The sequence below is a fragment of the Curtobacterium sp. LFS079 genome (assembly GCF_047977865.1).
Taxonomy (GTDB): domain Bacteria; phylum Actinomycetota; class Actinomycetes; order Actinomycetales; family Micrococcaceae; genus Arthrobacter.
This window is the reverse complement of sequence record NZ_JBFPFO010000001.1, coordinates 95,530-117,667: the sequence shown is the minus strand read 5'-3', so window position 1 is coordinate 117,667 and position 22,138 is coordinate 95,530. Positions and strand designations below refer to the sequence as shown.

The window sequence follows — 22,138 nt, the reverse complement described above, 5'->3', positions numbered from 1 at the left end:
GTGTCCATTTCAACCGGTTCTTCCCGGCGGGTCCTCGAAAAGGGCCCGTCGGGGTGGCTGGCCGCTCCAGCCTTGTTCTTCTTCCTGTTGTTCGCCATCGTCCCCCTGGCAGGCGTGTTCTTCCTCAGTTTCACCAAATGGGACGGACTGGGCGAGATCAAGCTGGACGGCCTGTCGAGCTGGACGACGGTGCTGACCGACCCGGTCACCGGGAACGCGCTGTGGGTCACCGCCAAGATCATGTTCTTCTCGTTCATCGTCCAGGCACCCATCAGCCTCCTGCTCGGCGTCTTCACCTCCGCCTCCCAGAGATACCGTGCAGTCCTCGCGGTCCTGTATTTCGTGCCGCTGCTGCTCTCCTCGGCCGCCGTGGCCATCGCCTACAAGGCCCTGCTGGACCCGAACTTCGGCCTCGGCCCGGGCGTGGGTGTCCCGCTGCTCGCGCAGGACTGGCTCGGCAATTCGGACCTGGTGCTGTTCGTGGTGGTTTTCGTCATCGCCTGGCAGTTCGTGCCGTTCCACACGCTGATCTACCAAGGCGGCGTGCGGCAGATCCCTGCGTCGCTGTATGAAGCTGCCCAGATCGACGGCGCCGGACGCGTCCAGCAGTTCTTCGCCATCACGCTGCCCCAGCTGAAGTACACGATCATCACGTCCTCCACCCTCATGGTGGTCGGCTCGCTGGCCTACTTCGACCTCGTCTTTGTCCTCACCGGAGGCGGCCCCGGGTACTCCACCCGGCTGCTGCCCCTGCACATGTACCTGACCGGATTCAAGGCCAACGACATGGGCGCCGCCAGTGCCCTGGGCGTCATCCTCGTGGTGATCGGCCTCGTGCTGGCCCTGGTCCTGCAACGCCTCGGCGGCAAGAACCGCAACGCAAGCCAACTGGAAGGTGCCTGATGGCTTCCACAACCCAGCTTCCCGTTCCCCCGGCCACCCGGACAACGCCGAACCGCAAAGCGGTCCCGCGGAGCAAGGGCCCGGGCCGCTCCCGTCCGAACTTCCTCGGCGGCCTGGGCGGCTGGCTGTGGCTGGCCATCATCATCGTCCCCATCTATTACGTGGTGGTGACAAGCCTGAAGAACCAGGCCGGCTTCTTCACCTCCAACCCGATGATGCCGCCCGCCGAGCCGACCCTGGACAACTACAAGCTGGTTCTGGACAACGACTTCGCGATGTACTTCGCCAACAGCCTGATCGTCACAGTGGGCAGCGTTGTACCGGCACTCCTGGTCTCGTTCATGGCCGCCTACGCGATCGTCCGTGGCAAGAGCCGTTTCCTGACGTGGACGAACAACACGTTCCTCCTGGGCCTGGCCATTCCGCTGCACGCCACGATCATCCCCATCTACTGGATGATCACCAAGGCGCACCTCTATGACACCCTGCTTGCGTTGATCCTGCCGTCGATCGCCTTCGCCATTCCCATCTCCGTGCTGATCCTGGGCAACTTCATGCGCGACGTCCCGAACGAACTGTTCGAGTCCATGCGGCTGGACGGCTGCTCGGACTGGGCGATGATGTGGCGCCTTGCGCTGCCCATGACCCGTCCCGCCGTCGTGACCGTAGGCATCTACAACGCACTCGGCGTCTGGAACGGCTTCCTCTTCCCGCTCATCCTGACCCAAAGCCCGTCCACCCGGGTCCTTCCGCTGTCCCTGTGGACGTTCCAGGGCGAGTTCAGCGTGAACATCCCGGCGGTCCTGGCCTCGGTGGTGCTCGCCACCCTGCCGCTGCTGGTCATCTACGTGGTGGCCCGCCGCCAACTGATCAGCGGGCTCACAGCCGGTTTCAGCAAATAGAAAGGTCTCCCTATGACAACCACTACGCCCCTGCGCGTCGGCATGGTCGGCTACTCCTTCATGGGCGCCGCCCACTCCCACGCCTGGCGCACAGCGCCGAGGTTCTTCGATCTCCCGCTGGACCCCCGGCTCACCGCCCTGTGCGGAAGAAACGACGACGGCGTCCGGGCAGCCGCTGCCAAGCTCGGCTGGGACTCCGTGGAGACTGACTGGCGGCGCCTCATCGAGCGCGACGACATCGACCTGATCGACATCTGCACCCCGGGCAACACCCACGCCGAAATCGCGATCGCGGCCCTTGAGGCCGGGAAGCACGTCCTGTGCGAAAAGCCGCTCGCGAACTCCGTGGCCGAAGCCGAACGCATGACCGAGGCCGCCCGGGCCGCCGCGGAACGCGGGGTGTTCTCGATGTGCGGCTTCAGCTACCGCCGCACCCCCGCGTTGGCGCTGGCCAGGCGGATGGTGACCGAAGGGCGCCTGGGCCGGATCCGGCACGTGCGGGCGCAGTACCTGCAGGACTGGCTCAGCGACGAAAACGCGCCCATGACCTGGCGGTTGGACAAGGCCAAGTCCGGGTCCGGCTCGCTCGGAGACATCGGAGCACACAGCATCGACGCCGCCCAATGGGTCACCGGACAGAACATCAGCGGCGTCTCCGCCGTCCTGGAGACCTTCGTCCACGAACGTCCCCTCGCCGGCGACCTCGTGGGCCTGGGCGGTCACGGCGACGTCGGCGCCGATGCACCGCGCGGTACCGTCACCGTCGACGACGCGGCGATTTTCAGCGCCCGGTTTGACGGCGGGACAGGGTTCGACGGCGGGCCAGGGTTCGACGGCGGGACAGGGTTTGACGGCGGCGGCACCTCCGCGGGCGCCGTCGGGGTTTTCGAAGCCACCCGTTTCGCGCTGGGACGCAAGAACGCAATGCGCCTGGAGGTCAACGGCACGCTCGGCTCGCTCGCCTTCGACTTCGAGGACATGAACGTCCTGTCCTTCTACGACGCCGCCGAGTCCCCGGACGCCGGGTTCCGCCGGATCTTCGTCACCGAACCGGAACACCCGTACGTCGGCAACTGGTGGCCCACCGGCCACGGCCTCGGCTACGAGCACGGCTTCACCCACCAGGTGGTGGACCTCGTGACCGCGATCGGGGCAGGCGAGCAGCCCTCGCCGTCGTTCGCGGACGCACTGCAAGTCCAAAAGGTGCTCGCCGCCGTCGAAGCGAGCGCCACCGAAGAGAGCCGCTGGACCAAAGTTGAAGGAGCCTGACATGGCACGACCGATCACGCTGTTCACCGGCCAGTGGGCCGACCTGCCCTTCGAAGAAGTCGCCCGGCTGGCGGGCGAATGGGGCTTCGACGGGCTGGAGATCGCCTGCTGGGGCGACCACCTGGACCCGGTCCGCGCAGCCGTGGACGACGCCTATGTGCAGGACCGGCTCGACATCCTGAAACGGAACGGCCTGGAGGTCTTTGCGATCGCCAACCACCTCACGGGACAGGCGGTCTGCGATGACCCGATCGATGAACGGCACCGGGACATCCTCCCGGAGCAGGTGTGGGGCGACGGCGACGCAGAGGGGGTGCGGCAGCGCGCTGCGGAGGCGATGAAGGCCACCGCCCGCGCCGCCGCGCGGCTCGGCGTCCGCACCGTCACCGGGTTCACAGGGTCGTCGATCTGGAAGGCCGTGGCCATGTTCCCGCCGGCCTCTGCTGGCATGATCGAGCGCGGCTACCAGGACTTCGCCGACCGCTGGAACCCCATCCTGGACGTGTTCGACGAGGCCGGGGTCCGTTTCGCGCTGGAGGTCCATCCCTCCGAGATCGCCTACGACTACTGGACCGCCAAGCAGACCATGGAAGCGATCGGCCACCGGGAAAGCTTCGGGCTGAACTTCGATCCCTCGCACTTCATCTGGCAGGACCTGGATCCGGTGATGTTCCTCCAGGACTTTGCGGACAGGATCTTCCACGTGCACGTCAAGGAATCGGTGCGCCAGCTCAACGGCCGCAACGGCCGGCTCGGCTCGCACCTGCCCTGGGCGGACCCGCGCCGCGGCTGGGACTTCGTGACCGCCGGCCACGGCGACGTGAACTGGGAACCGATCTTCCGCACCCTGAACGCGATCGGCTACGAGGGACCCACCAGCGTCGAATGGGAGGACGCCGGCATGGACCGCCTCGTCGGGGCTCCCCAGTCCTTGGCCATGGTGCGGGAACTTGCCCGCATCGCTCCGCCCGCCGCCGCCTTCGACGCGGCCTTCAGCAGCAAAGGAAACCATGACTGAGAAGAAGACCGCCCTGGTGGTCCGCGGCGGCTGGGACGGCCACCAGCCGACCGAGGCGACGGAGCTGTTTGTTCCATTCCTCAAAGAGAATGGGTACGAGGTCCGGGTGGAGGAATCCCCCAAGGTATATGCCAATCCGGAATACATGGCCGGTGTGGACCTGGTGGTGCAGTGCGTGACGATGTCCACCATCGAAAAGGACGAGTTCGAAGGGCTGCGCACCGCCGTCGAGAATGGTACGGGCCTGGCCGGCTGGCACGGCGGGATCGCCGATTCCTACCGGAACACCTCGGACTACCTGCATATGATCGGCGGCCAGTTCGCCTGCCACCCCGGCAACCACCCGGACGAACGCACCGGGGAACAGGCTGACAACTACGTGCCCTACATGGTGAACATGCTCCCGGCCGCGGCATCGCATCCGATCACCGAAGGCATCGGCGATTTCGAGCTGGTCACCGAGCAGTACTGGGTCCTGGCGGACGACTACATCGACGTCCTCGCCACCACCACCCAGAAGGTCCGGGACTGGGACCCGTGGAACCGCGAAGTCACCTCGCCGGCGATCTGGACCCGGCAGTGGGCCAAAGGCCGGATCTTCGTCTGCACCCCCGGCCACAACGTGGAAGTCCTCCAGGACGCCAACGTCCGCACGATCATCGAAAGGGGCATGCTGTGGGCAAGCCGCTAAACACGGGCAAACCGCTGAAGGTGGGAATCATCGGCTGCGGCAAGATCGTCGATCAGTACCTCAGCAACTTCCGCCGGCTCGACTCCATCGACCTGGTCGCCGTCGCGGACCTGGACTTTGCGCGGGCACAGGCAGTTGCAGATTCCTACGAAGGTGTCCGTGCCCTCTCTGTGGATGAGCTCCTGGCGGCGGACGACGTCGAACTCGTCCTGAACCTCACCGTCCCGGCAGCGCACGGGCCGATCGCGCTGAAGGCGATCGGCGCCGGAAAGAGCGTGTACGGGGAGAAGCCGCTCGCGGCGACCACCGCAGAAGCCGGGCGGGTACTCGACGCCGCGCGGGAGGCCGGCGTCGTCGTCGGCTGCGCCCCCGACACCGTGCTGGGCACCGGGATCCAGACCGCCCGCAAGGCGATCGACGACGGCCTGATCGGCTCCCCGATTTCGGCCACTGCCACGATGGTGACGCCGGGGCACGAGCGCTGGCACCCGAATCCGGACTTCTACTACCAGCCAGGAGGCGGGCCGCTGCTCGACATGGGTCCGTATTACGTCAGCGCCCTGGTTACGCTGCTGGGCCCGGTGGTTTCGGTTATCGGGGCGGCAAGCCACACCCGCCCGGAGCGGGTGATCGGCTCGGGCCCGCGGGAGGGCGAGGTGATTCCGGTGGACATCGATTCGCACGTCACCGGGGTCCTGGTGCACGCCTCCGGGGCCCTGTCGACGCTGTTCATGAGCTTCGACGCTGCCAAGTCGAAGTCCGCCAACATCGAGGTCCATGGTTCGCTCGGGACGCTCGCTGTGCCGGATCCGAACCATTTCGACGGCGACGTGGAACTTTTCGCGCTCGGCGCCGACTCCTGGCAGACGCTGCCCGTCTCGGCGGGTTACATCGACTCGGGCCGCGGTTTCGGCATCGCAGACCTCGCGGCCACTCCCGCCGGTGAGGAGCCCCGCGCGGGCGGACGGCTGGCCTACCACGTGCTGGAGGTCATGGAATCGGTGCTGGCGTCCGCGCACAGCGGCTCGGCCGTGCCCATCAAGAGCACGGTGGCACGGCCGGAACCTGTGGAGCTGGCCGCATTGGCGAATGAAGTTCCGGTAGGTGGAGGTCAGGGAATCAGTTCGTAGGGGCTGGCGAGGATTCTCCGGACCGAGGTGGCGGCGGCGCCGACGAGCGCCCCCGTCCGCCCCAGTCCGGAGAACGCCACGTTCCCTCCGGGGACGAGTCCCGGCGCGTAGTGGTCCAGGCTCCGGCACAGTGCGGGGGCGATCCATTCCTCAAGCGCGGCGAAATGCCCGCCCAGCACGACGGCGGAGACGTTCGCCACCCGCGCCGTCGAGGCCACCGCGATTCCGAGGTACTGCCCGGCCCGGTCCACGGCCGCTACCGCACCCTCGTCGCCGTCGGACAAGCGGTGCAAGAGCCGCCCCATGCGGGGCGCATCCTGCTCTATTCCGGCGGCGGAATATATGGCGTCCTGGCCTGCGAAGGTCTCAAGGCATCCACGTCCTCCGCAAGCGCAGCGGGGCCCCTCGGGATGCACCACGATGTGCCCGATCTCGCCGGCATGTCCCTGCGGACCGGAGAAGAGCCGGGAGTCAATCACCAGCCCGCCGCCGACCCCGACCTCACCCGAGACGTAGAGAAAATCGCGGAAGGTCCTGCCGTGTCCGTGCCAGAGTTCGGCGAGCGCTGCGCTGTTTGCCTCGTTCGAGAGGGAGACGCCGAACGGCGCGCCGGGCAGGAGCCGGGGCAGTTCCTCGGAGAGGTCGACGCCGGTCCAGCCCAGGTTGGGGGCGGTCAGTACCACGTTCCGTTCCGTGTCCACCAGTCCCGGTACCGTCAATTCCCCGCCAAGAAGTTCGACGCCGGACGCCGCCGCCGCTGTTGCCGCGCGTTCGGCCATGTCCACGAGGAGGGGCAGGATTTCCGCGGGCCCGCTTCCGCGGTTGCGGCGTTCGACGCTTTCGTGGAAGGTCAGTTCCCCGGCGAAATCCAGCACGCCGACGGCGAGGTGGTCCACGTTGATTTCGGCGGCGAGGACGCCGCGGGCCGGGTTGAGCATGAGCCCCGTCCCCGGCCGCCCGCGTTCCCCGTCGCGGGCAAGGCTGTCCTCCCGCACCAGGCCCGACTCAAGCAGATCCGCCACCAGGCTGGACACCGAGGCCTTGGTCAGCCCGCTGTCCGCGGCAAGCCGGGCGCGCGTCACCCCGCTGTTCCGGTGGATTCCGGCGAGGACGAGCGCCAGGTTCTGCCGGCGGACGTCGCCGACCCGTCCGGCGGTGCCGGCGGTTCCGGCGGATCCAACGCCGGGCGTGGCGGGCGTCAGCTTCCTGTCTCCGTGCGCCAGCTGTGGCGCGGCTCGAAGCCCAGGAGCCGGCGTGCTTTGTCGATGCCGAGCAGGGTCTCGTGCTCGCCAAGGTTCCTGGTCACGCGGACATTCGGGAAGACCTCGGCCGCGAGGGAGGCGGAGGAGCGTTCCATGACCGTGTCCGCTGCGGCGATGACGTAGGCCTCGAACCCCGGCCGGGCGGCGAGGAGTGCTTTCTCAACTGCCTGGGCACCGTCCCGTCCGTCGATGTAGCCCCATAGGTTCCACTTACGGGCCCGCGGATCATTGTCGAAAGACGGGAACTGCGCATAGTCTCCGGGGTCCATGACGTTGGAGAAACGCAGGGCGGAGATACTCAAGCGCGGGTCCCAGCGGCACAGCTGGCGGCCCATTTGCTCCTCGAGGTGCTTCACGAGTGAATACGTGCTCTCGGGGCGTGCTTCGTACTCCTCGTCAACGGGGATGTACGGCGGGTCCTGGTCGAACGGCAGGCCCAGCACCGTTTCGCTGGACGCGTAGGCGATGCGCTTGATGCCGAGCCGCCGTGCGGCCTGGAAGACGCTGTGCGTTGCGAGGATGTTGTTGCGGAACGTCGCGGCGTCCGGCACGAGTCCCGGCGCCGGAACCGCGGCGAGATGGACCACGGCGTCAACCCCTTTGTGGCGGTCGTCGACGCCCGCCATCGCGTCGATCACCTGGCCGTAATCCGTCAGGTCCGTCTGGATGAAGCCGGGGTCGCGGTCCCCTGCGCGGTCCAGGTTCCACACTTCATGGCCGGCCTCACGCAGATACCCGAGGGTGACCCGCCCGAGTTTCCCGCTTCCGCCTGTAAGCGCGATCTTCATTTAGTTCCTCCGGCCGAGTAGGGGTAGACACGCAAGCACAGCCTACCGATTTCATGTTTGGGGGCGCAGCAGAACTTCACCAGCCAAGAACTTCACCAGCCACCAGTGCCGCCGCTTTGCCGTAGTTCTCCAGGATCTCCACCCGGAAATCCGGCTCGGGCATGGCATCGAGGGCAACGGGCCAGTCCGGCCGTTCCCCTGCGAGCGCCCACGCCGCCTGGACCGCAGCACCCCGGGCAACGTATTCACCCGGGCTCGGCACCACGACGGGAAGCTCGAACACCTGGGCCGCGATACGCTGCACGGCGGGATTCTGCACGGCACCGCCGATCAGCAGCAGCCGTTCGGCGCGGCCACCCTGGGCACGCAGCGCATCTAGCCCGCCGGCGAGCCCGCAGAGCATGCCTTCGATGGCTGCCCGGGCGATGTTCGGGCGGGTGGTGGAGGCGATGCTGAGGCCGTGGAAACTTGCCTTCGCATGCGGCAGGTTGGGGGTCCGCTCCCCCTCGAAGTACGGCACCAGCACCACGCCGCCGGCTCCCGGTTCGGCCTCAAGGGCGAGCCGGGAGAGTTCGTCGAAGTCGACGTCGAGCACTCCCGCCACCGAGCTGAGCACGCGGGCGGCGTTCAGCGTCACGGTGATCGGGAGGTATTCGCCGCTGGCGTCCGCGAAGCCGGCCACGGTACCGCTAGCGTCCTGTCCGGGCGAGGTGTCGACGGCGAAAACGGTACCGCTGGTGCCCACTGACACAACGACGTCGCCGGCCTTCGCCCCGAGGCCGAGCGCCGCGGCGGCGTTGTCGCCTGCGCCCACGCCCAGCAGGATTCCCTCGGCACCTCCCACCCGGGACGTGCCGAAACAGTCCTGATGGATCCGCCCCGCGGCGTCGCCGGGACCCAGCACGCGCGGCAGGATCACGACGCCGGGCACGTCGCCGCCGTCGGAAGCGGCGCCGGCTTCCCGGGCGTCCCGGCCGAAAGCCAGCTTGAACAGCCCAAGGTCATAGCGGCCGGTCAGCGGGCTCCAATACCCGGTGCCGCTGGCGTCCGAACGGTCCGTGGTGAGGGCGTCCAGGTCCGGCCCCAGCGGGCTCGAGCCCGCCGGGCCGTAGCCGCGCAGGCGCCAGGTGAGCCAATCGTGCGGAAGCGCGACAGCGGCCACCCGGTCCGCCAGATCCGGTTCATGGTCCCGGACCCAGCGGACCTTGGTGACGGTGAAGGACGCCACGGGCACCAGGCCGGTGCGCCGGGCGAAATCCTCCGCCCCCACTTCGGCGGTGAGGTCCGCCGCGGCGCCCGCCGAACGGGTGTCGTTCCACAGCAGGGCCGGGCGGATCACGTTGCCGTCGCGGTCCAGCAGCACCATGCCGTGCTGCTGGCCGCCGACGGACAAGGCGCTGACATCTGGCAGGCCGCCGGCATCGTCGAACGCCTCGGAGAGCGCCCGCCACCACTCGTCCGGATGGACTTCCGTGCCTTCCGGGTGGCTTGCGCGTCCCTGGCGGAGCAGCGCGCCGCTGTCCGCGTCCAGGACCACCACTTTGCAGCTTTGGGTAGAGGAATCAACCCCGGCAACGAGTTTCAAGGAAGCAGCCGGCACGGTATCAGCGTGCTCCGAGAAGGTGTTCGATGAAGAGCTGCTGAAGCTTCACGAAGCCGAAGCCCTTGCCGCCGAAGTAGGCGTCGGCGTCGAAGTCCTCGTAGGAGGACTTGTCCGCGCGGAGCTGCTCGTAGCCTTCGCCCGGGTTCAGGGTGGGTTCGTTGATTTCGGAGACGCGGGACGCCTGGAGCGCGGCCTGGACCTCGGGGTCGGCGCGGAATGCCTTGGCGCGCTCCTTCAGGAGCAGGTAGGTCTGCATGTTCGCGGCCGCGGAGTCCCACACTCCGTTGATGTCCTCGGTGCGGCTGGGCTTGTAGTCGAAGTGGCGCGGGCCCTGGTAGGAGGGTCCGCCGTCGGGTCCGCCGTTTTCGAGCAGGTCCACCAGGGAGAAGGCGTTCTGCAGGTCGCCGTGGCCGAACACCAGGTCCTGGTCGAACTTGATGCTGCGCTGGCCGTTGAGGTCGATGTGGAAGAGCTTGCCCTGGTACAGCGCCTGGGCGATGCCGTGTGTGAAGTTCAGGCCGGCCATCTGCTCGTGTCCGGTCTCCGGGTTGATGCCCACCAGCTCGGGGCGTTCCAGGGTTTCGATGAACGCCAGGGCGTGGCCGAGGGTGGGCAGCAGGATATCGCCACGGGGTTCGTTCGGCTTCGGTTCGATGGCGAAACGGATGTTGTAGCCCTTGTCCGTGACGTAGTCCCCCAGGAGGTTCACGGCCTCGCGGTAACGTTCCAGGGCTCCGCGGATGTCCTTGGCGGCGTCGTACTCGCTGCCTTCGCGGCCGCCCCACATGACGAAGGTTTCGGCGCCCAGTTCGGCGGCGAGGTCGATGTTGTCCAGCACCTTGCGCAGGGCGAAGCGGCGGACACCGCGGTCGTTGCTGGTGAAACCGCCGTCCTTGAACACCGGGTGGCTGAACAGGTTGGTGGTGACCATCGGAACCACCATGCCGGTGGACTTCAGGGCGCCCTGCAGGCGGTCGATTTCGCGCTGGCGGTCGGCCGCCGAGCAGCCGAAGGGGAAGAGGTCATTGTCGTGGAAGGTGATGCCGTAGGCGCCGAGGTCGCTGAGCCGGTTGACGGCTTCCACGGTGTCCAGCGGCGGGCGGGTGGCGGAACCGAACTGGTCCTGGGCCTCCCATCCCACGGTCCATAGACCGAAAGAAAACTTGTCTTCGCGGGTGGGCTGAATCGTCATTGAGGGCTCCGGGGTGCTTGGGGTGGGCTTGCCACGCTTATTTGTTTCGCTATCCAACATATTATGGATTTCCGTGATGTCAACCACTTGTGCCAGCAAATCTGCCGGAACTCGCTAAGGTTGAAAGCCCGCGAAAACCCTAGCCTGACACCAACCACCGCTGGTATGTTGTTGAGAACATCAAATAGGACACCTCGGACGAAGGATTCAACCGTGACTGATCAACTGGTAGCCGAACGCAACTGGGCAGGGAACTACAGCTACCAAGCCCCGCAGATCGCCCATCCGGAAAGCGTGGCGGAACTCCAGGCCCTGGTGGCCGGCGCACGGCACATCCGGGCGCTCGGGTCCCGGCATTCCTTCAATGCCATCGCGGACACCACGGGAACCCTCGCCGTGCTGGACCGCCTGGAGCCCGGGATCAGCGTGGATGCGGACAAGATGACGGTCACGGTAAGCGGCGGCACCCGCTACGGAATGCTTGCCACGGAACTGCAGCGCCAGGGTTTCGCCCTCCACAACCTCGCCTCACTGCCGCACATTTCCATCGCGGGAGCAGTCTCGACGGCGACCCACGGCTCCGGTGACGCCAACGGCAACCTCGCCACCGCCGTCGCCGGCCTCCGGATGGTCACCGCCGACGGCGGCCTGATCACGGCCCGCCGCGGGGACCCGGACTTTGACGGCATGGTGGTGGGGCTGGGCGCCCTCGGCATCGTCACCGAGCTGACCCTGGACATCGAGCCAAGCTTCGAGATCTCCCAGAACGTCTTCGAAAACCTCAGCTGGGAGGACGTTCTGGCGGATTTCGACGCCGTGACGTCCTCGGCCTACAGCGTCAGCCTCTTCACCGACTGGAGCGGGGAAACCATCAGCCAGGCGTGGCTCAAGCGGCGCAGCACCATTCCCGGGCAGGACGCGCCGGCGGCATTCTTCGGCGGCGTTCCGGCAACGGAGGCCAGGCACCCGCTTCCCGGGGTGTCCGGCAGCAACTGCACCCAGCAGCTTGGCGTCCCCGGGCCGTGGTCGGAGCGGCTGGCGCATTTCAGGATGGAGTTCACCCCGAGCCAGGGCGACGAACTGCAGAGCGAATACTTCATCCCCCGCGAGCACGCCGTGGAGGCCCTGCGCACCATGCGCAGGCTCTCCGATGTGGTGACGCCCCTGCTGCTGATCGGCGAAATCCGCACCATGGCCGCGGACAGTCTCTGGCTGAGCCCCAACTACGGCCGCGACAGCATCGGCCTGCACTTCACCTGGCGCCAGGACCAGCCGGCCGTGGAGGCCGTCCTTCCGCTGATCGAAGCGGAACTGGCCCCCTTCGCGGTGAGGCCGCACTGGGGCAAGCTGTTCGACGCCGGTGCTGCCGCCGTCGCGCCCTTGTACCCGCGCTTCGGCGACTTCGTCGCCCTGGCTCAGAAGCTGGATCCCAGCGGCAAGTTCCGCAACGGATTCCTCGACCGCACCGTGTTTGGCAGCTGATATTCTCGCGATGATGTCCGCAACAGCCCGTCCCGCCGCAATGGCCGGCGACCTTGATCCGTCCCGCCGGAACAACCTGGCCTTGATTTCGTCCCTGGTCCACCACCACGGCGTCCTCAGCCGCGCGGAGCTGACCAAGAGGACGGGGCTGAACAGGTCAACCGTGGGCACCCTGGTGGGGCAGCTCGTGGCCCTCGGTCTCGTCTACGAAAGCGCGCCGTCCGGGGAGGGGCAGGTGGGCCGTCCCAGTCCGGACGTCCGGCCCGATCCCTCCACGGCAGCGCTGGCCGTGAATCCCGAGGTGGACGCCGTCACCATCGGGCTGGTGAGCCTGGGCGGAAAGGTGCAGAAGAAGATCCGCTTCGCCACGGAGCGGATTCCCACGGCCAAGGAAGCCGTGAACATTGCCGCCGCTGTCATCGCCGGGATGCGCTCCGAGCTCGATGCCTCCTACCGGATCACCGGCATCGGCATGGCCGTTCCGGGCCTGGTCAACAGGGCGGACGGGATGGTCCGGCACGCGCCGCACCTGGCCTGGCGGGACGAGCCCGTGGCCCGGATGATGAGCGAGGCCACCGGCTATCCCTGCCTGGCGGACAACGACGCCTCGCTGGGTGCGGAAGCCGAGCTGATCTTCGGAGCCGGCGCCGGACGCGGCAACCTCGTCTACCTCAACGGCGGCGCCAGCGGCATCGGCGGCGGCATCATTGCGGACGGGGCACTGCTGCGCGGCTCCGCCGGATACGCGGGCGAATTGGGGCACACCTTCGTGCGCACCGACGGCAAGGGTTGCCATTGCGGGGCCACCGGATGCCTTGAGACCGAAGTGTCGCAGTCCCCCCTTTTTGAGCTGGCCGGGCTGGAAGGCGGCGACGCCGGGCAGCTCGAAGAAGCGCTGCGCGCCAAGGACGGCCCGGAGCTGGGCGCGGAAGTCGCCCGGCAGCTGGGCTTCCTGGGAATCACCCTGCGGAACGCGGTCAACACCTTCAACCCGGACACGATCGTGCTCGACGGCTTCCTGGGCGTCCTCCATTCCCTTGCCCCCGGCACCTTGGAAAACCTGCTCCGCACCCAGGCCCTGGGCGCAGCGGACAAGACCAGAATCAAGCGCGCTGCGCTGGGGTCGGACCTGATGATGATCGGGGCCGCCGAGCTGGTGTTTGCCCGGTTCCTGGCGGACCCCGCCGGGGTCAGGGAGCTTCCGGTCCCCTCGGCAAAGGGTCGCGGAGCCTGAAAGCCGCGGGCACGGCAGCCGGCGCCGCCACATAAACGTCAGAGGGCAGTGAACACCAGCGACGCGTTGTGCCCGCCGAAGCCGAAGGAGTTGTTCAGCGCGGTGCGGAGCCGCGCCGTCCGTGGCGCGCCGGCAACGACGTCCAGCTCCACTTCCGGGTCAAGCTGCTCCAGGTTCAACGTGGGAGGAACGGTTCCGGTCTCGAGTGCCCGGATGGTGAGGATTGATTCGACCGCCCCGGCCGCGCCGAACATGTGTCCGATTGCGCTTTTCGGCGCCGTCACAAGCGCGCCGGTCCCGACAGCCCGGGCGATTGCCGCTGCTTCGCCGACGTCACCGACCGGTGTACTCGTCGCGTGGGCGTTCACGTGGTCGATGTCCGCGCCGGTCAGTCCGGCCATCCGGATCGCCGCCGCCATGGCGCGTTCCTGCTCGCTGCCGTCGGCGAGGGGTGCGGTGATGTGGAAGGCATCCGAGGTAATCCCCCACCCGGCGAGTGTGGCGTGCGGGCGGTGCCCGCGCGCAACAGCGTGATCCGCGCGCTCGAGGACCACTATCCCGGCGCCCTCGCCGAGCACGAAGCCGCGCCGGTTTACGTCGAATGGCCGTGAAAGCGTAATCGGGTCCTCATCGCCGGGTTTCGCAAGTGCCTGGGATTGGGCGAATGCCGCCATCGCAACCGGCGTCACCGCGGCCTCGGTGCCACCGGCGATGACGACATCGGCCTCGCCCGCGACGATAAGTCGCGCGGCCGCCGCGATTGCCTCAGCGCCGGACGCGCAAGCTGAGACCGTTGTGTACGCCCCGGCACGGGCGCCGAATGCGATGCTGATCTGCGCGGCGGCACCGTTGGCCATGAGCATCGGCACGGTCCGCGGCGAGACCCGTCGCAGGCCAGCGGCACCGAGTACATCGTGCGCGTCGAGGAGCGACTCGATTCCGCCGATGCCGGTGCCCACGACCACAGCAAGCCGGTCGCCCTCCACCTGGGGAGTCCCGGCGTCTTCCCACGCCTCGCCCGCAGCGACCAACGCGAGTTGCTGATTGCGGTCGAGCCGGTTTGCCCGGACGCGGCCAAGCGCCGCGTCAGCGTCGAGGGCAGCGTCCGCGGCGACGCGGATCGGAACCTGCTCCCACAGGGCGCCGTCCCGCTGGAGCCTCCGCACACCGGAGCGCCCAGCAACGAGGGCTTCCCATAGGGCGCCGACGCCGTGGCCGAAGGGGGAAACCGCGCCATAGCCGGTGATCGAGACTTCCACGTAGAACTCCTTACTTGTATGGCAAACAAGTAAAGTTGTATCACGTACAATTCTGGATGTGGAAATCAGAGTGGACAGCCCGCAACTCCCCCGCGGAGCGGCGACCCGCGCGAAAATTCTCGCCGCCGCGGCCGAACTGCTCAGCGGCGGGGCACGCGGAATCACCGTGGGCGAGATCGCCCGCGCAGCCGGCGTGTACCCGAACCAGATCACACATCACTACGGCTCGAAGGATCGCCTGGTCCTCGACGCTGCGTTCAGCCTGCTCCTCCGCGATACCGCGCGGCTCCAGACCGCCGGAAGGCGCGCCCGCTCCGCCGGCCAGTTCCGGCAGGTGCTCGCGCGCACCGCCCTGGTGATGCCATCAACAACACTGGCGGTCCGCGCCCTGGCCACGGCAGGGAACGACGATGCACAGCGGGAACGCGTCCGCACCCTCCTGGAACTGCTCTTCCGGCAATCGGAGCGGTACCTCGAGCGGGTCATCATTGAGCGAGGGTGGACCAGCCGCAGCGGGACTGGCCGCGACACGCGAACGTTCTGGAGCGCGGTCTTCGGGGCAACCCTTCTCGCAGACGCCGGTGCAACGGGCGGTCCCTCGGACCTGGACCTCGCCAGCACAATATCGGTCGACTGAGGAAGGGTCCGGGTAGCACCACCAGCCATATGCGGTCATCGGCGCCTCCGAAGCGATCGACCGCAACGACACCAGCCTGTGGACCCGCAAGTAGGGGCTCCTCGCGCGGTGGTTCAGGGAGCAGTGCGTTCCGCCGGCGGAGCGACGGGCGCACTGCTGCGGCCGTGAAGCCGCCCGCTCAGCTCGGCGTCGAGCGTTTCCTGCGCCACGCGCATCCCCTCGGCGTAGACAGGGTCCCGCAGGCGCTCCCACATCAGCTCTTCGGGGACATCCTCCACATGGCTCACCACCCACCAGATGTTGCCGAAGGGGTCCTTGATTCGCCCTCCCCGCTGCCCGAAAGCACTATTGGACAGCTCGGTGACCACCCGGGCGCCGGCGGCCACTGCCTTCGAGAATGTCGCGTCTGCGTCGGGGACGAACACGCGCAGGAGGCTCGGCATCGCCGGCCAATCCGGGCGGCGATCGAAGCCCAGCACCACCGTATCGCCGACCCTTATTTCGGCATGCCCCACCAATCCATCTTCCGTGACCACCCGGGCGAGCTCCTCGCCGTCGAACACCTGCGCAACAAAGGCGAGGAAGGCCCCGGTGTCGTCAGTGACGACCCACGGGGCGAGCGTGGTGTAGCCGGCGGGAGCGGCATTTTCCTGCCTGGACATAAGCAGTTCCTTTCGAAGCTGTTTTCCTCGGTATCAACGAACGATAGACCTCAATCAGGTCTGTTGCTGTCCTGAATCGCGGCGGGATTTAATGCCCGGCAGCAGAAGGTCAGGGCGACGTCGTCGATTGCCTTCCGGAGGTCCGGCGCGTCCGGGCGCGCCCGCGCCGTAAAGGTGTCCACCACGAGATTGGCGACGACGGCGGCCACGTCACCTGCCGGGGCGGCGCCCCGCTGGCTCGCGACGTTCGCCGCGGAATACTCCGCGGTGGCGTTGATCAGGCCGGTCTGGTCCTCGAAGCGCCGGATGACGGTCTGAACAGTGACGCCCGAACGCTCGACGACGGCGGCAAGGGGGACTGACTCGAAATTTCTGACGTGTATGGGGTGTTCCCTCGCGGAGCGTCCTGCTCTACGCTCGGGTCCGATGCATCAGTCGTTGGGGGACCACATTCCGGGGCAGGCTGCGATTCATGAGCTCTTGTCGCAGCGGCAGCGCGATGCGCCGGTCTCCTTGCTCGGACGCATCTTCGGCGCAAACCCCCTCAGCACGGAGACTCGGCCTTGGTTCCAGGGTGCGCTCGGGGAAGTGGCTGTAGGAAAGATCCTCAGTTCGTTGGGGCCGGAGTGGACTGTGCTGCATGCTGTGCCTGTCGGAGTAGGTTCCTCGGACATCGACCACGTGGTTATCGGCCCGGGCGGCGTCTACACGATCAACACCAAGAACCACACGGGCCAGCCGGTGTGGGTGGCAGGGCGAACCCTCATGGTCGCCGGCCAGCGCAAGCGCCACATTCCAAATGCGGAGTTCGAAGCTCAGCGTGCCGCCAAGTTGCTTTCGGCAGCGACGGACAGGCCGGTTGGTGTGACCGGACTCGTGGTGGTTGTTTCACCGAAAACCCTGGTCATCCGGGAGCGGCCCTCAAATGTTGTGGTGCTGTCCGATCGCCAGCTGTCGTCCTGGCTTCGCCGGCGGCGAGCGGTGCTTTCGGGCGAGGACGTCCAAGGAATCACCGCGGCGGCAATCAACTCACGAACGTGGCACCGGAATGCGCCGGTTCTCGGCGACCCCGCTGAGCTCGGGGCACGCTTTGAAGAGCTGAGAAGGCAGGTGAACAGGGCGGCGCTTCGTCGGCTTGGGTGGGTGCTCGGATTCCTTGCGGCGGTGGTGGCGGGGCTCCTCTTCCCCGCGTTGCTGCGGTAGCTCATCGACTCATTTGGACACCCTTAGCCCCCCGACGCACAAACGGACTGGCGCTACGGGAATTCCCGCAGCGCCAGTCCGTTTCCGCAGCGTAAAGCCCTACAGCACCGTGGTCCGCGAAAGGGACAGGTTTTTCGTCTCGCGGAAGAACAGGATGACGACGACGGCGGACACCACCGCGACGCCCATCAGGTAGAACGCTGGGGCCAAGGGAGTCCCGAAACCGGCGACGAGGCCGGTGGCCACGAACGGTGCGGTCCCGCCGAAGAGCACGTAGGCCAGCGTGTAGCCGATCGCCGAACCGGAGGCGCGCACCGAGGACGGGAACATCTCCACCAGTGCCGGCACATTGGACGTACCAATCACGGCCACCAGGGCGCCCAGGATGCTGGTGCCCACAATCGCCCAACCCAGGCCAAGCGGCATGATCGCGAAAGCGGGGATGGTCATCACCACGAAGCCCAGGCAGGCGGTCAACAGCATCTTCTTGCGGCCGAAACGGTCGCTGGCGCGGGCGGCCAGCGGGCAGGTGATGGTGTAGACGAGCATGGTGACCATGCTGGTGATCATCGAGTCCGTGCTGGAGTAATGCAGGCTGGATGTCATGTAGGCGATCATGTAGCTGCTCATCAGGTAGTACGCCACGGCGTTGGTGATGCTGTATCCGAAGAGGGTGAAGATCTGGCGTGCGCAGAGCCGGATGGCGTCACCCAGCGGCTTCTTGGCCACCTCACCTTTCTTCTCCAGGCCGCGGAATACCGGGGTGTCGTCCACCCGGGAGCGGATGTACAGGCCAATCAGGCCCAGCGGCGCGGCCAGCAGGAACGGAATCCGCCAGCCCCAGGCCTGCAGGTCCTCGGTGCTCAGATTCGCGGTGATGGCCGCGCCCAGCAAGGCACCAGCCACGGAGGCCAGGCCCACGGTGGCCGGGATGATGCTGGCATAGGTGGCGCGCTTGCCTGCCGAGGCATACTCCACGATGAAGGCGGAGGAACCCGTGTATTCGCCGCCGGTGGTGAAGCCCTGTACGGCCCTGAAGAGGAACAACAGGATGGGCGCCCACACCCCAATCACCGCGAAGGGCGGCAGGATGCCGATGCAGAAAGTGGCCGCGCTCATGATCAGCACACAAAGGCCCAGCATCTTGTTGCGGCCGATCCGGTCACCGTAACGGCCAAAGAACGCAGCCCCCAACGGACGTGCGATGAAGCCGCCGGCGAAGATCGCCCACACGGCCAGCAGGGCGGCCGTCGTCGAATAGCTGGGGAAGAAGAGCTTGGCGATCGTCACGGACATCACGGCGTAGGCGGCCGAATCGAACCACTCCACGAAGTTGCCGATGGCCGCCGCGGCGGCGACGCGCTTGAGGTTCCGCCGCGGGGAGGTTTCGGTTTCGACAGGATTCACAGTCAAGGTTTTCATGAGGGCTGTCCTTCGTGTTGGGGAGTGGAAGGGACGGGGTTGGGGAGGGCGCGGAGCTGGGCCCGCTGGACCTTGCCGGTTGCCGATTTTGGCAGTTCCGGGAGGTATTCGATGAATCGGGGGTAGGCGAAGCGGGAGAAGTTTTCCTTCACGTGGGCCACGATCTGCCGGTCAAGTTCTTCGCCGGCGGCATGCCCGGGAGCCAGTTGGATCCAGGCTTTGATGGACTGGCCGCGCAGCGGGTCCGGGACCCCGGTGACGGAGACGTCCCGCACGGCGTCAAGTTCACGGATCACGGCTTCGAGTTCGTAGGGGCCCACCCGGTAGCCGGAGGTCTTGATGACATCGTCCGTCCGGCCGAGGAACCAGAAGTAGCCGTCCTCGTCCATGTAGGCCTGGTCCTTGGTGTGGTACCAGTCCCCGCCGAATGCTGCCGCGGACGCCTCGGGCATATTCCAGTATCCCAAGGGGAACTGCGGGTTGCAGTTGCTGCGCAGGCAGATCTCGCCGGTTTCGCCCTGTGGCACCTCCTGTTCGTTGTCATCCAACAGCAACACGACCCAGCCGGGCAGCGGTCGTCCCATGGAACCGGGTTTCACGGGCACGCCGGGGAAATTGCCCAGCAACGGGTAGGACTCGGTGGAGCCGTAGTAGTCCATCAGGGTCACGCCGAACTGCTCCCGGAACCAGTCGATCAGATCCGGCGTCAGCGGCTCATTGGAGGAACAGACCGTCCGCAGGGACAGCGGGAAGCGGGCTCCGGCGTCGGGCACGTCCTCCCGCATTTTCCGCAGGAAAGTAGGGTTGACCAGCGCGCTGGTGACGCCGTGGCGGCTCATGCTGTCCAACAACGACGCCGGCTCGAAGCCGCCCCCGGGCCGGAACACCAGATGGGTGGCGCCGGCACGCAGCGGGCCCATGAGCTTGGCCATGGACCAGGCCCAGTCCCCCGCCCCGTAGAAGACGTCCCCGTCGCCGAGTTGGTGGCAGTATTCGAACTCGTTGTGGCCCAGCAGGGTGCGGTGCGCGTGGACGATCCCTTTGGCCCGGCCGGTGGTGCCCGAGGTGTAGAAGATCAGCGCGGGATCGTCGGCGCGCGTTTCGACGTCCTGGAATTCGGTGGGGGCCGCGGCGATGTCCGGGCTGTCGACGTCGATGAAGCGGCCTTGGTAATCCTCGAACAGGTGCCTGGCGGAGTCCTCGGCGATGATCACGGTGGCGCCGCTGTCCTCCAGCCGGAAGCGGATGGGCTCGGCCGCCCAGAGCAGCGACATGGTGACCAGCACGGCACCGGTGCGCAGCACGCCCAGGTACACCGCGGGAGTGTCCGCGCGCTGCGGCAGCAGCACTGCAACCCGGTCCCCCTTCTTAACTCCCGCCACCTGCAGGGTGGCGGCCACTTGCCGGGAGCGGTCCTGGATTTCGCCCCAGTTCACTTCGCGGTGGCCTTCGACGGCGGATTCCAGGATGAGCGCACGCTTGTCCCGCGGGTGACGGTCGGCGACGTCGGAGGCCATGTTGTAGAACTCCGGAACCTCCCAGCGGTGGGCTTTCACCATCTCGGCGTAGCGGTCTTCGGTGAGTTGGGTGGTCATTTCCCTGGTCCCCTTCAGCCCTTGCGACCGGCCAGGAAGCGGGCCATTTCACGCTGCGGTTCACCGGTTCCATAGGCCTCGCGGTGCACGCGCTTGGCTTCGGCCATGGCGTCGCTGAGGTCGTCTTCTTCGAGGCTGCGCAGGCGGTTCTTGGTCAGGCGGACCGCTCCCGGAGGAAGGAGGCTCAAGCGCGAGGCGAGTTCCTTCGCGTAATCCAGCACCGCGCCGTCGTCGGCCAGGTAGTTCAGCAGGCCCAGCCGCTGGGCTTCGGCGGCGTCCACCAGTTCGCCGGTGAGCACGAACTGGGAGGTCTTGGATTTGCCCAGGATGCTCCACATGGCCCAGATGCCGGTGATGCTGGGGATCCCGGAGAGGACCTCGGGCTGGCCCATGCGGACCTTGGAATCGCCCACGCGGAGGTCCGTGAGGAGCGCGTACTGGAAGCCCGAGCCGGCGGCCACGCCGTTGACGGCCGCGATGGTGATCTGGTCCAGGTCCCGCACGGCGCGGTAGAGGCGGTCGAAACCGTCGATCCAGGCCTCGGCGGCGGCGTGGTCCTCGGGGTCCATGGTGGTGGTTTCGGCGAGGTCCTGGCCGGCGCAGAACGCGCGGCCGCTACCGGTGAGGATCACGGCGCGGATGCCCTGGTTGCCCTTGAGGCCTTCAAGGTGGCCGATCAGTTCACTGCGCATGGAGGCGGTCCAGGCGTTGAGCTTTTCCGGGCGGTTGAGGGTGATGATGGCCGTCTGGCCGGACTGTTCGAAGAGGACGTCCTGGGACATTGGGTTCCTTTGTTCTTGTTCTTGGCTTGTGTCCCATCAGAGCACCGCGGGATGTGACCCGTCTAACATCAAAATCCACTCGCCTCGATACCAAACTGATATGGTGCGCGGCATGGATATCCATCATCTGAAGTACTTCGTGGTGCTCAGCGAGGAGCTTCACTTCGGCCGCGCGGCGCAGCGCCTGCACATGGCGCAGCCGCCTCTTTCCCAGCGGATCAAGGACCTGGAGAAGGAACTCGGGGTGCTGCTGTTCCACCGCCGGCGGACCGGTGTGGAGCTGTCCGAAGCCGGGGCTTTGCTGCTGGAGCATGCCCGGGCCGTCCTGGACAACGTGGCCCTTGCGCAGGAATCAATGAGGCGGATCCGGCCCGGGACGTCAGGTGTGCTGCAGGTGGCGGTGCCGCCGGATACGAATCCTGTTGCGCTGTCCGCGATGGTGTCTTCGTTCAGCTCGCTTGCCCCCGATGTGCTGCTGAACCTGCACGAGCTCACCACTGTTGAGCAGGTGGAGCGATTGCGCGACGGCGAACTGGACGTTGCGGTGGTCCGTCACCCTTTGAGCGCGGTGGGCTTTGAGTCGGGGCCGGTGTTCTCGAAGGCTTTGGGGGTGGTGCTGAATGCTTCGCATCCCCTAGCTTCTTTGGATGCGGTGCCGCTGGGCGAGCTTGCTGGGAATCCGTTGATCATCTTTCCCCGGCATATGGCCCCGCCGCTGTACGACTCGTTCCTGCAGACGTGCCGGGATGCTGGATATCTCCCGGCGGCGATTGTGCATGCCAGGAACCAGCACTTCACGCACGGCCTGATCCTGGCCGGCCGTGGTGTGCACTTCAACGAGGAGCCGTGGACACCGTTGCCTGCGGGGATTGTATGGCGGCCGTTGGTTGGGGATCCCTTGGCTTGGCGGACCTCGGCATTGTGGCTGAAGAGCCGGCGGTCAGCGGAGACGGATGCGTTCGTGGAGGCAGTTGGGGTTGGGTTGGGGGCTGGTGGGCATGGGTGAGCAGGCAGACACTGTCGAGACCGGCTTCTGAAAATGAGGCTTCCAGGAACAAAGAGGAAGCCAGCTTGCAGCATCGTATTGGTACTGCCCGGTGATTG

Annotated in this window: 21 protein-coding genes; 11 read left to right on the top strand and 10 right to left on the bottom strand. The window is 67.0% G+C overall.

Going from position 1 to position 22,138, the window contains the following annotated elements:
* The 6 genes from ACNQPB_RS00575 to ACNQPB_RS00550 are packed head-to-tail and all read left to right on the top strand — an operon-like array spanning nt 1 to nt 5,913.
* Nucleotides 1–903 (top strand): carbohydrate ABC transporter permease, encoded by a 903-nt coding sequence (locus ACNQPB_RS00575; RefSeq protein WP_498748207.1) that lies wholly within the window; start codon nt 1–3, stop codon nt 901–903.
* The gene (locus ACNQPB_RS00570) at nt 903–1,805 is read left to right on the top strand and encodes a carbohydrate ABC transporter permease (RefSeq protein WP_498748206.1); all 903 of its coding nucleotides are present in this window, start codon (nt 903–905) and stop codon (nt 1,803–1,805) included. The genes ACNQPB_RS00575 and ACNQPB_RS00570 overlap by 1 nt, the downstream gene beginning before the upstream one ends.
* 12 nt (nt 1,806–1,817) lie before the next feature.
* Nucleotides 1,818–3,074: a Gfo/Idh/MocA family protein gene (locus tag ACNQPB_RS00565; RefSeq protein ID WP_498748204.1), complete on the top strand. Its 1,257-nt coding sequence runs from the start codon at nt 1,818–1,820 to the stop codon at nt 3,072–3,074.
* A 1-nt stretch (nt 3,075) separates the two neighbouring features.
* The gene (locus ACNQPB_RS00560; RefSeq protein ID WP_498748202.1) at nt 3,076–4,092 is read left to right on the top strand and encodes a sugar phosphate isomerase/epimerase family protein; all 1,017 of its coding nucleotides are present in this window, start codon (nt 3,076–3,078) and stop codon (nt 4,090–4,092) included.
* Nucleotides 4,085–4,783: a ThuA domain-containing protein gene (locus ACNQPB_RS00555; protein ID WP_498748201.1), complete on the top strand. Its 699-nt coding sequence runs from the start codon at nt 4,085–4,087 to the stop codon at nt 4,781–4,783. Before ACNQPB_RS00560 ends, ACNQPB_RS00555 begins: the two co-directional genes overlap by 8 nt.
* On the top strand, nt 4,768–5,913 hold the full coding sequence (locus ACNQPB_RS00550) for a Gfo/Idh/MocA family protein (RefSeq protein ID WP_498748199.1): 1,146 nt from the start codon (nt 4,768–4,770) through the stop codon (nt 5,911–5,913). The genes ACNQPB_RS00555 and ACNQPB_RS00550 overlap by 16 nt, the downstream gene beginning before the upstream one ends.
* Here ACNQPB_RS00550 and ACNQPB_RS00545 read toward each other — a convergent pair.
* From ACNQPB_RS00545 to xylA, 4 genes are all read right to left on the bottom strand, one after another.
* The gene (locus ACNQPB_RS00545) at nt 5,895–6,995 is read right to left on the bottom strand and encodes an ROK family protein (RefSeq protein ID WP_498748197.1); all 1,101 of its coding nucleotides are present in this window, start codon (nt 6,993–6,995) and stop codon (nt 5,895–5,897) included. The two genes, ACNQPB_RS00550 and ACNQPB_RS00545, sit on opposite strands and share 19 nt — an antisense overlap.
* Before the next feature lie 116 nt (nt 6,996–7,111).
* Nucleotides 7,112–7,963, bottom strand: a complete 852-nt coding sequence (locus ACNQPB_RS00540; protein ID WP_498748195.1) for an NAD-dependent epimerase/dehydratase family protein — start codon at nt 7,961–7,963, stop codon at nt 7,112–7,114.
* A gap of 76 nt (nt 7,964–8,039) precedes the next feature.
* Nucleotides 8,040–9,548 carry a xylulokinase gene (gene xylB / locus ACNQPB_RS00535; protein ID WP_498749048.1) on the bottom strand — a complete coding sequence of 503 codons (1,509 nt, stop codon included), beginning with the start codon at nt 9,546–9,548 and terminating at the stop codon, nt 8,040–8,042.
* A gap of 19 nt (nt 9,549–9,567) precedes the next feature.
* Complete coding sequence (gene xylA, locus ACNQPB_RS00530) at nt 9,568–10,758, bottom strand: xylose isomerase (RefSeq protein ID WP_498748193.1); 1,191 nt, start codon at nt 10,756–10,758, stop codon at nt 9,568–9,570.
* 213 nt (nt 10,759–10,971) lie between these two features.
* Between xylA and ACNQPB_RS00525 the strand changes: the two genes are divergently transcribed.
* Nucleotides 10,972–12,240, top strand: a complete 1,269-nt coding sequence (locus ACNQPB_RS00525; RefSeq protein ID WP_498748192.1) for an FAD-binding protein — start codon at nt 10,972–10,974, stop codon at nt 12,238–12,240.
* A gap of 13 nt (nt 12,241–12,253) precedes the next feature.
* Nucleotides 12,254–13,474 (top strand): ROK family transcriptional regulator, encoded by a 1,221-nt coding sequence (locus ACNQPB_RS00520; protein WP_498748190.1) that lies wholly within the window; start codon nt 12,254–12,256, stop codon nt 13,472–13,474.
* A 38-nt stretch (nt 13,475–13,512) separates the two neighbouring features.
* Here ACNQPB_RS00520 and ACNQPB_RS00515 read toward each other — a convergent pair whose 3' ends face one another.
* Nucleotides 13,513–14,733 (bottom strand): beta-ketoacyl-[acyl-carrier-protein] synthase family protein, encoded by a 1,221-nt coding sequence (locus ACNQPB_RS00515; protein ID WP_498748188.1) that lies wholly within the window; start codon nt 14,731–14,733, stop codon nt 13,513–13,515.
* Nucleotides 14,734–14,791: 58 nt separating this feature from the next.
* Between ACNQPB_RS00515 and ACNQPB_RS00510 the strand changes: the two genes are divergently transcribed.
* Nucleotides 14,792–15,370, top strand: coding sequence for a TetR/AcrR family transcriptional regulator (locus ACNQPB_RS00510; protein ID WP_498748187.1), 579 nt, complete (start codon nt 14,792–14,794; stop codon nt 15,368–15,370).
* A 113-nt stretch (nt 15,371–15,483) separates the two neighbouring features.
* On the opposite strand, the gene ACNQPB_RS00505 is transcribed toward ACNQPB_RS00510, so the two are convergent.
* Both ACNQPB_RS00505 and ACNQPB_RS00500 read right to left on the bottom strand, forming a co-directional pair.
* Nucleotides 15,484–16,032, bottom strand: coding sequence for a VOC family protein (locus ACNQPB_RS00505; RefSeq protein WP_498748185.1), 549 nt, complete (start codon nt 16,030–16,032; stop codon nt 15,484–15,486).
* Nucleotides 16,033–16,082: 50 nt separating this feature from the next.
* A complete protein-coding gene (locus tag ACNQPB_RS00500) occupies nt 16,083–16,241 on the bottom strand; it encodes a hypothetical protein (protein ID WP_498748183.1) in 159 nt (52 codons plus the stop codon).
* Between the two features lie 172 nt (nt 16,242–16,413).
* Between ACNQPB_RS00500 and ACNQPB_RS00495 the strand changes: the two genes are divergently transcribed.
* Nucleotides 16,414–17,235 (top strand): nuclease-related domain-containing protein, encoded by an 822-nt coding sequence (locus ACNQPB_RS00495; RefSeq protein ID WP_498748181.1) that lies wholly within the window; start codon nt 16,414–16,416, stop codon nt 17,233–17,235.
* A gap of 99 nt (nt 17,236–17,334) precedes the next feature.
* Here the strand turns inward: ACNQPB_RS00495 and ACNQPB_RS00490 are convergent, their stop codons facing one another.
* From ACNQPB_RS00490 to ACNQPB_RS00480, 3 genes are read right to left on the bottom strand one after another with little or no spacing between them, the layout of a single operon-like run.
* Complete coding sequence (locus tag ACNQPB_RS00490) at nt 17,335–18,657, bottom strand: MFS transporter (protein ID WP_498748179.1); 1,323 nt, start codon at nt 18,655–18,657, stop codon at nt 17,335–17,337.
* Nucleotides 18,654–20,252 carry an acetate--CoA ligase gene (locus ACNQPB_RS00485; protein WP_498748177.1) on the bottom strand — a complete coding sequence of 533 codons (1,599 nt, stop codon included), beginning with the start codon at nt 20,250–20,252 and terminating at the stop codon, nt 18,654–18,656. Before ACNQPB_RS00485 ends, ACNQPB_RS00490 begins: the two co-directional genes overlap by 4 nt.
* A gap of 14 nt (nt 20,253–20,266) precedes the next feature.
* Nucleotides 20,267–21,034, bottom strand: coding sequence for an enoyl-CoA hydratase/isomerase family protein (locus ACNQPB_RS00480; RefSeq protein WP_498748175.1), 768 nt, complete (start codon nt 21,032–21,034; stop codon nt 20,267–20,269).
* 112 nt (nt 21,035–21,146) lie between these two features.
* Here ACNQPB_RS00480 and ACNQPB_RS00475 point away from each other — a divergent pair, with 112 nt between their 5' ends.
* Nucleotides 21,147–22,040 carry a LysR family transcriptional regulator gene (locus tag ACNQPB_RS00475; protein WP_498748174.1) on the top strand — a complete coding sequence of 298 codons (894 nt, stop codon included), beginning with the start codon at nt 21,147–21,149 and terminating at the stop codon, nt 22,038–22,040.
* Nucleotides 22,041–22,138: the final 98 nt, after the last annotated feature.

Excerpts from the sequence above, each read along its gene's own strand:
- ACNQPB_RS00570 (WP_498748206.1), top strand. The coding sequence starts at position 903 with ATGGCTTCCACAACCCAGCTTCCCGTTCCCCCGGCCACCCGGACAACG.
- ACNQPB_RS00565 (WP_498748204.1), top strand. The coding sequence starts at position 1,818 with ATGACAACCACTACGCCCCTGCGCGTCGGCATGGTCGGCTACTCCTTC.
- ACNQPB_RS00560 (WP_498748202.1), top strand. The coding sequence starts at position 3,076 with ATGGCACGACCGATCACGCTGTTCACCGGCCAGTGGGCCGACCTGCCC.
- ACNQPB_RS00555 (WP_498748201.1), top strand. The coding sequence starts at position 4,085 with ATGACTGAGAAGAAGACCGCCCTGGTGGTCCGCGGCGGCTGGGACGGC.
- ACNQPB_RS00540 (WP_498748195.1), bottom strand. The coding sequence starts at position 7,963 with ATGAAGATCGCGCTTACAGGCGGAAGCGGGAAACTCGGGCGGGTCACC.
- xylA (WP_498748193.1), bottom strand. The coding sequence starts at position 10,758 with ATGACGATTCAGCCCACCCGCGAAGACAAGTTTTCTTTCGGTCTATGG.
- ACNQPB_RS00520 (WP_498748190.1), top strand. The coding sequence starts at position 12,254 with ATGTCCGCAACAGCCCGTCCCGCCGCAATGGCCGGCGACCTTGATCCG.
- ACNQPB_RS00505 (WP_498748185.1), bottom strand. The coding sequence starts at position 16,032 with ATGTCCAGGCAGGAAAATGCCGCTCCCGCCGGCTACACCACGCTCGCC.
- ACNQPB_RS00495 (WP_498748181.1), top strand. The coding sequence starts at position 16,414 with ATGGGGTGTTCCCTCGCGGAGCGTCCTGCTCTACGCTCGGGTCCGATG.
- ACNQPB_RS00490 (WP_498748179.1), bottom strand. The coding sequence starts at position 18,657 with ATGAAAACCTTGACTGTGAATCCTGTCGAAACCGAAACCTCCCCGCGG.
- ACNQPB_RS00485 (WP_498748177.1), bottom strand. The coding sequence starts at position 20,252 with ATGACCACCCAACTCACCGAAGACCGCTACGCCGAGATGGTGAAAGCC.
- ACNQPB_RS00480 (WP_498748175.1), bottom strand. The coding sequence starts at position 21,034 with ATGTCCCAGGACGTCCTCTTCGAACAGTCCGGCCAGACGGCCATCATC.
- ACNQPB_RS00475 (WP_498748174.1), top strand. The coding sequence starts at position 21,147 with ATGGATATCCATCATCTGAAGTACTTCGTGGTGCTCAGCGAGGAGCTT.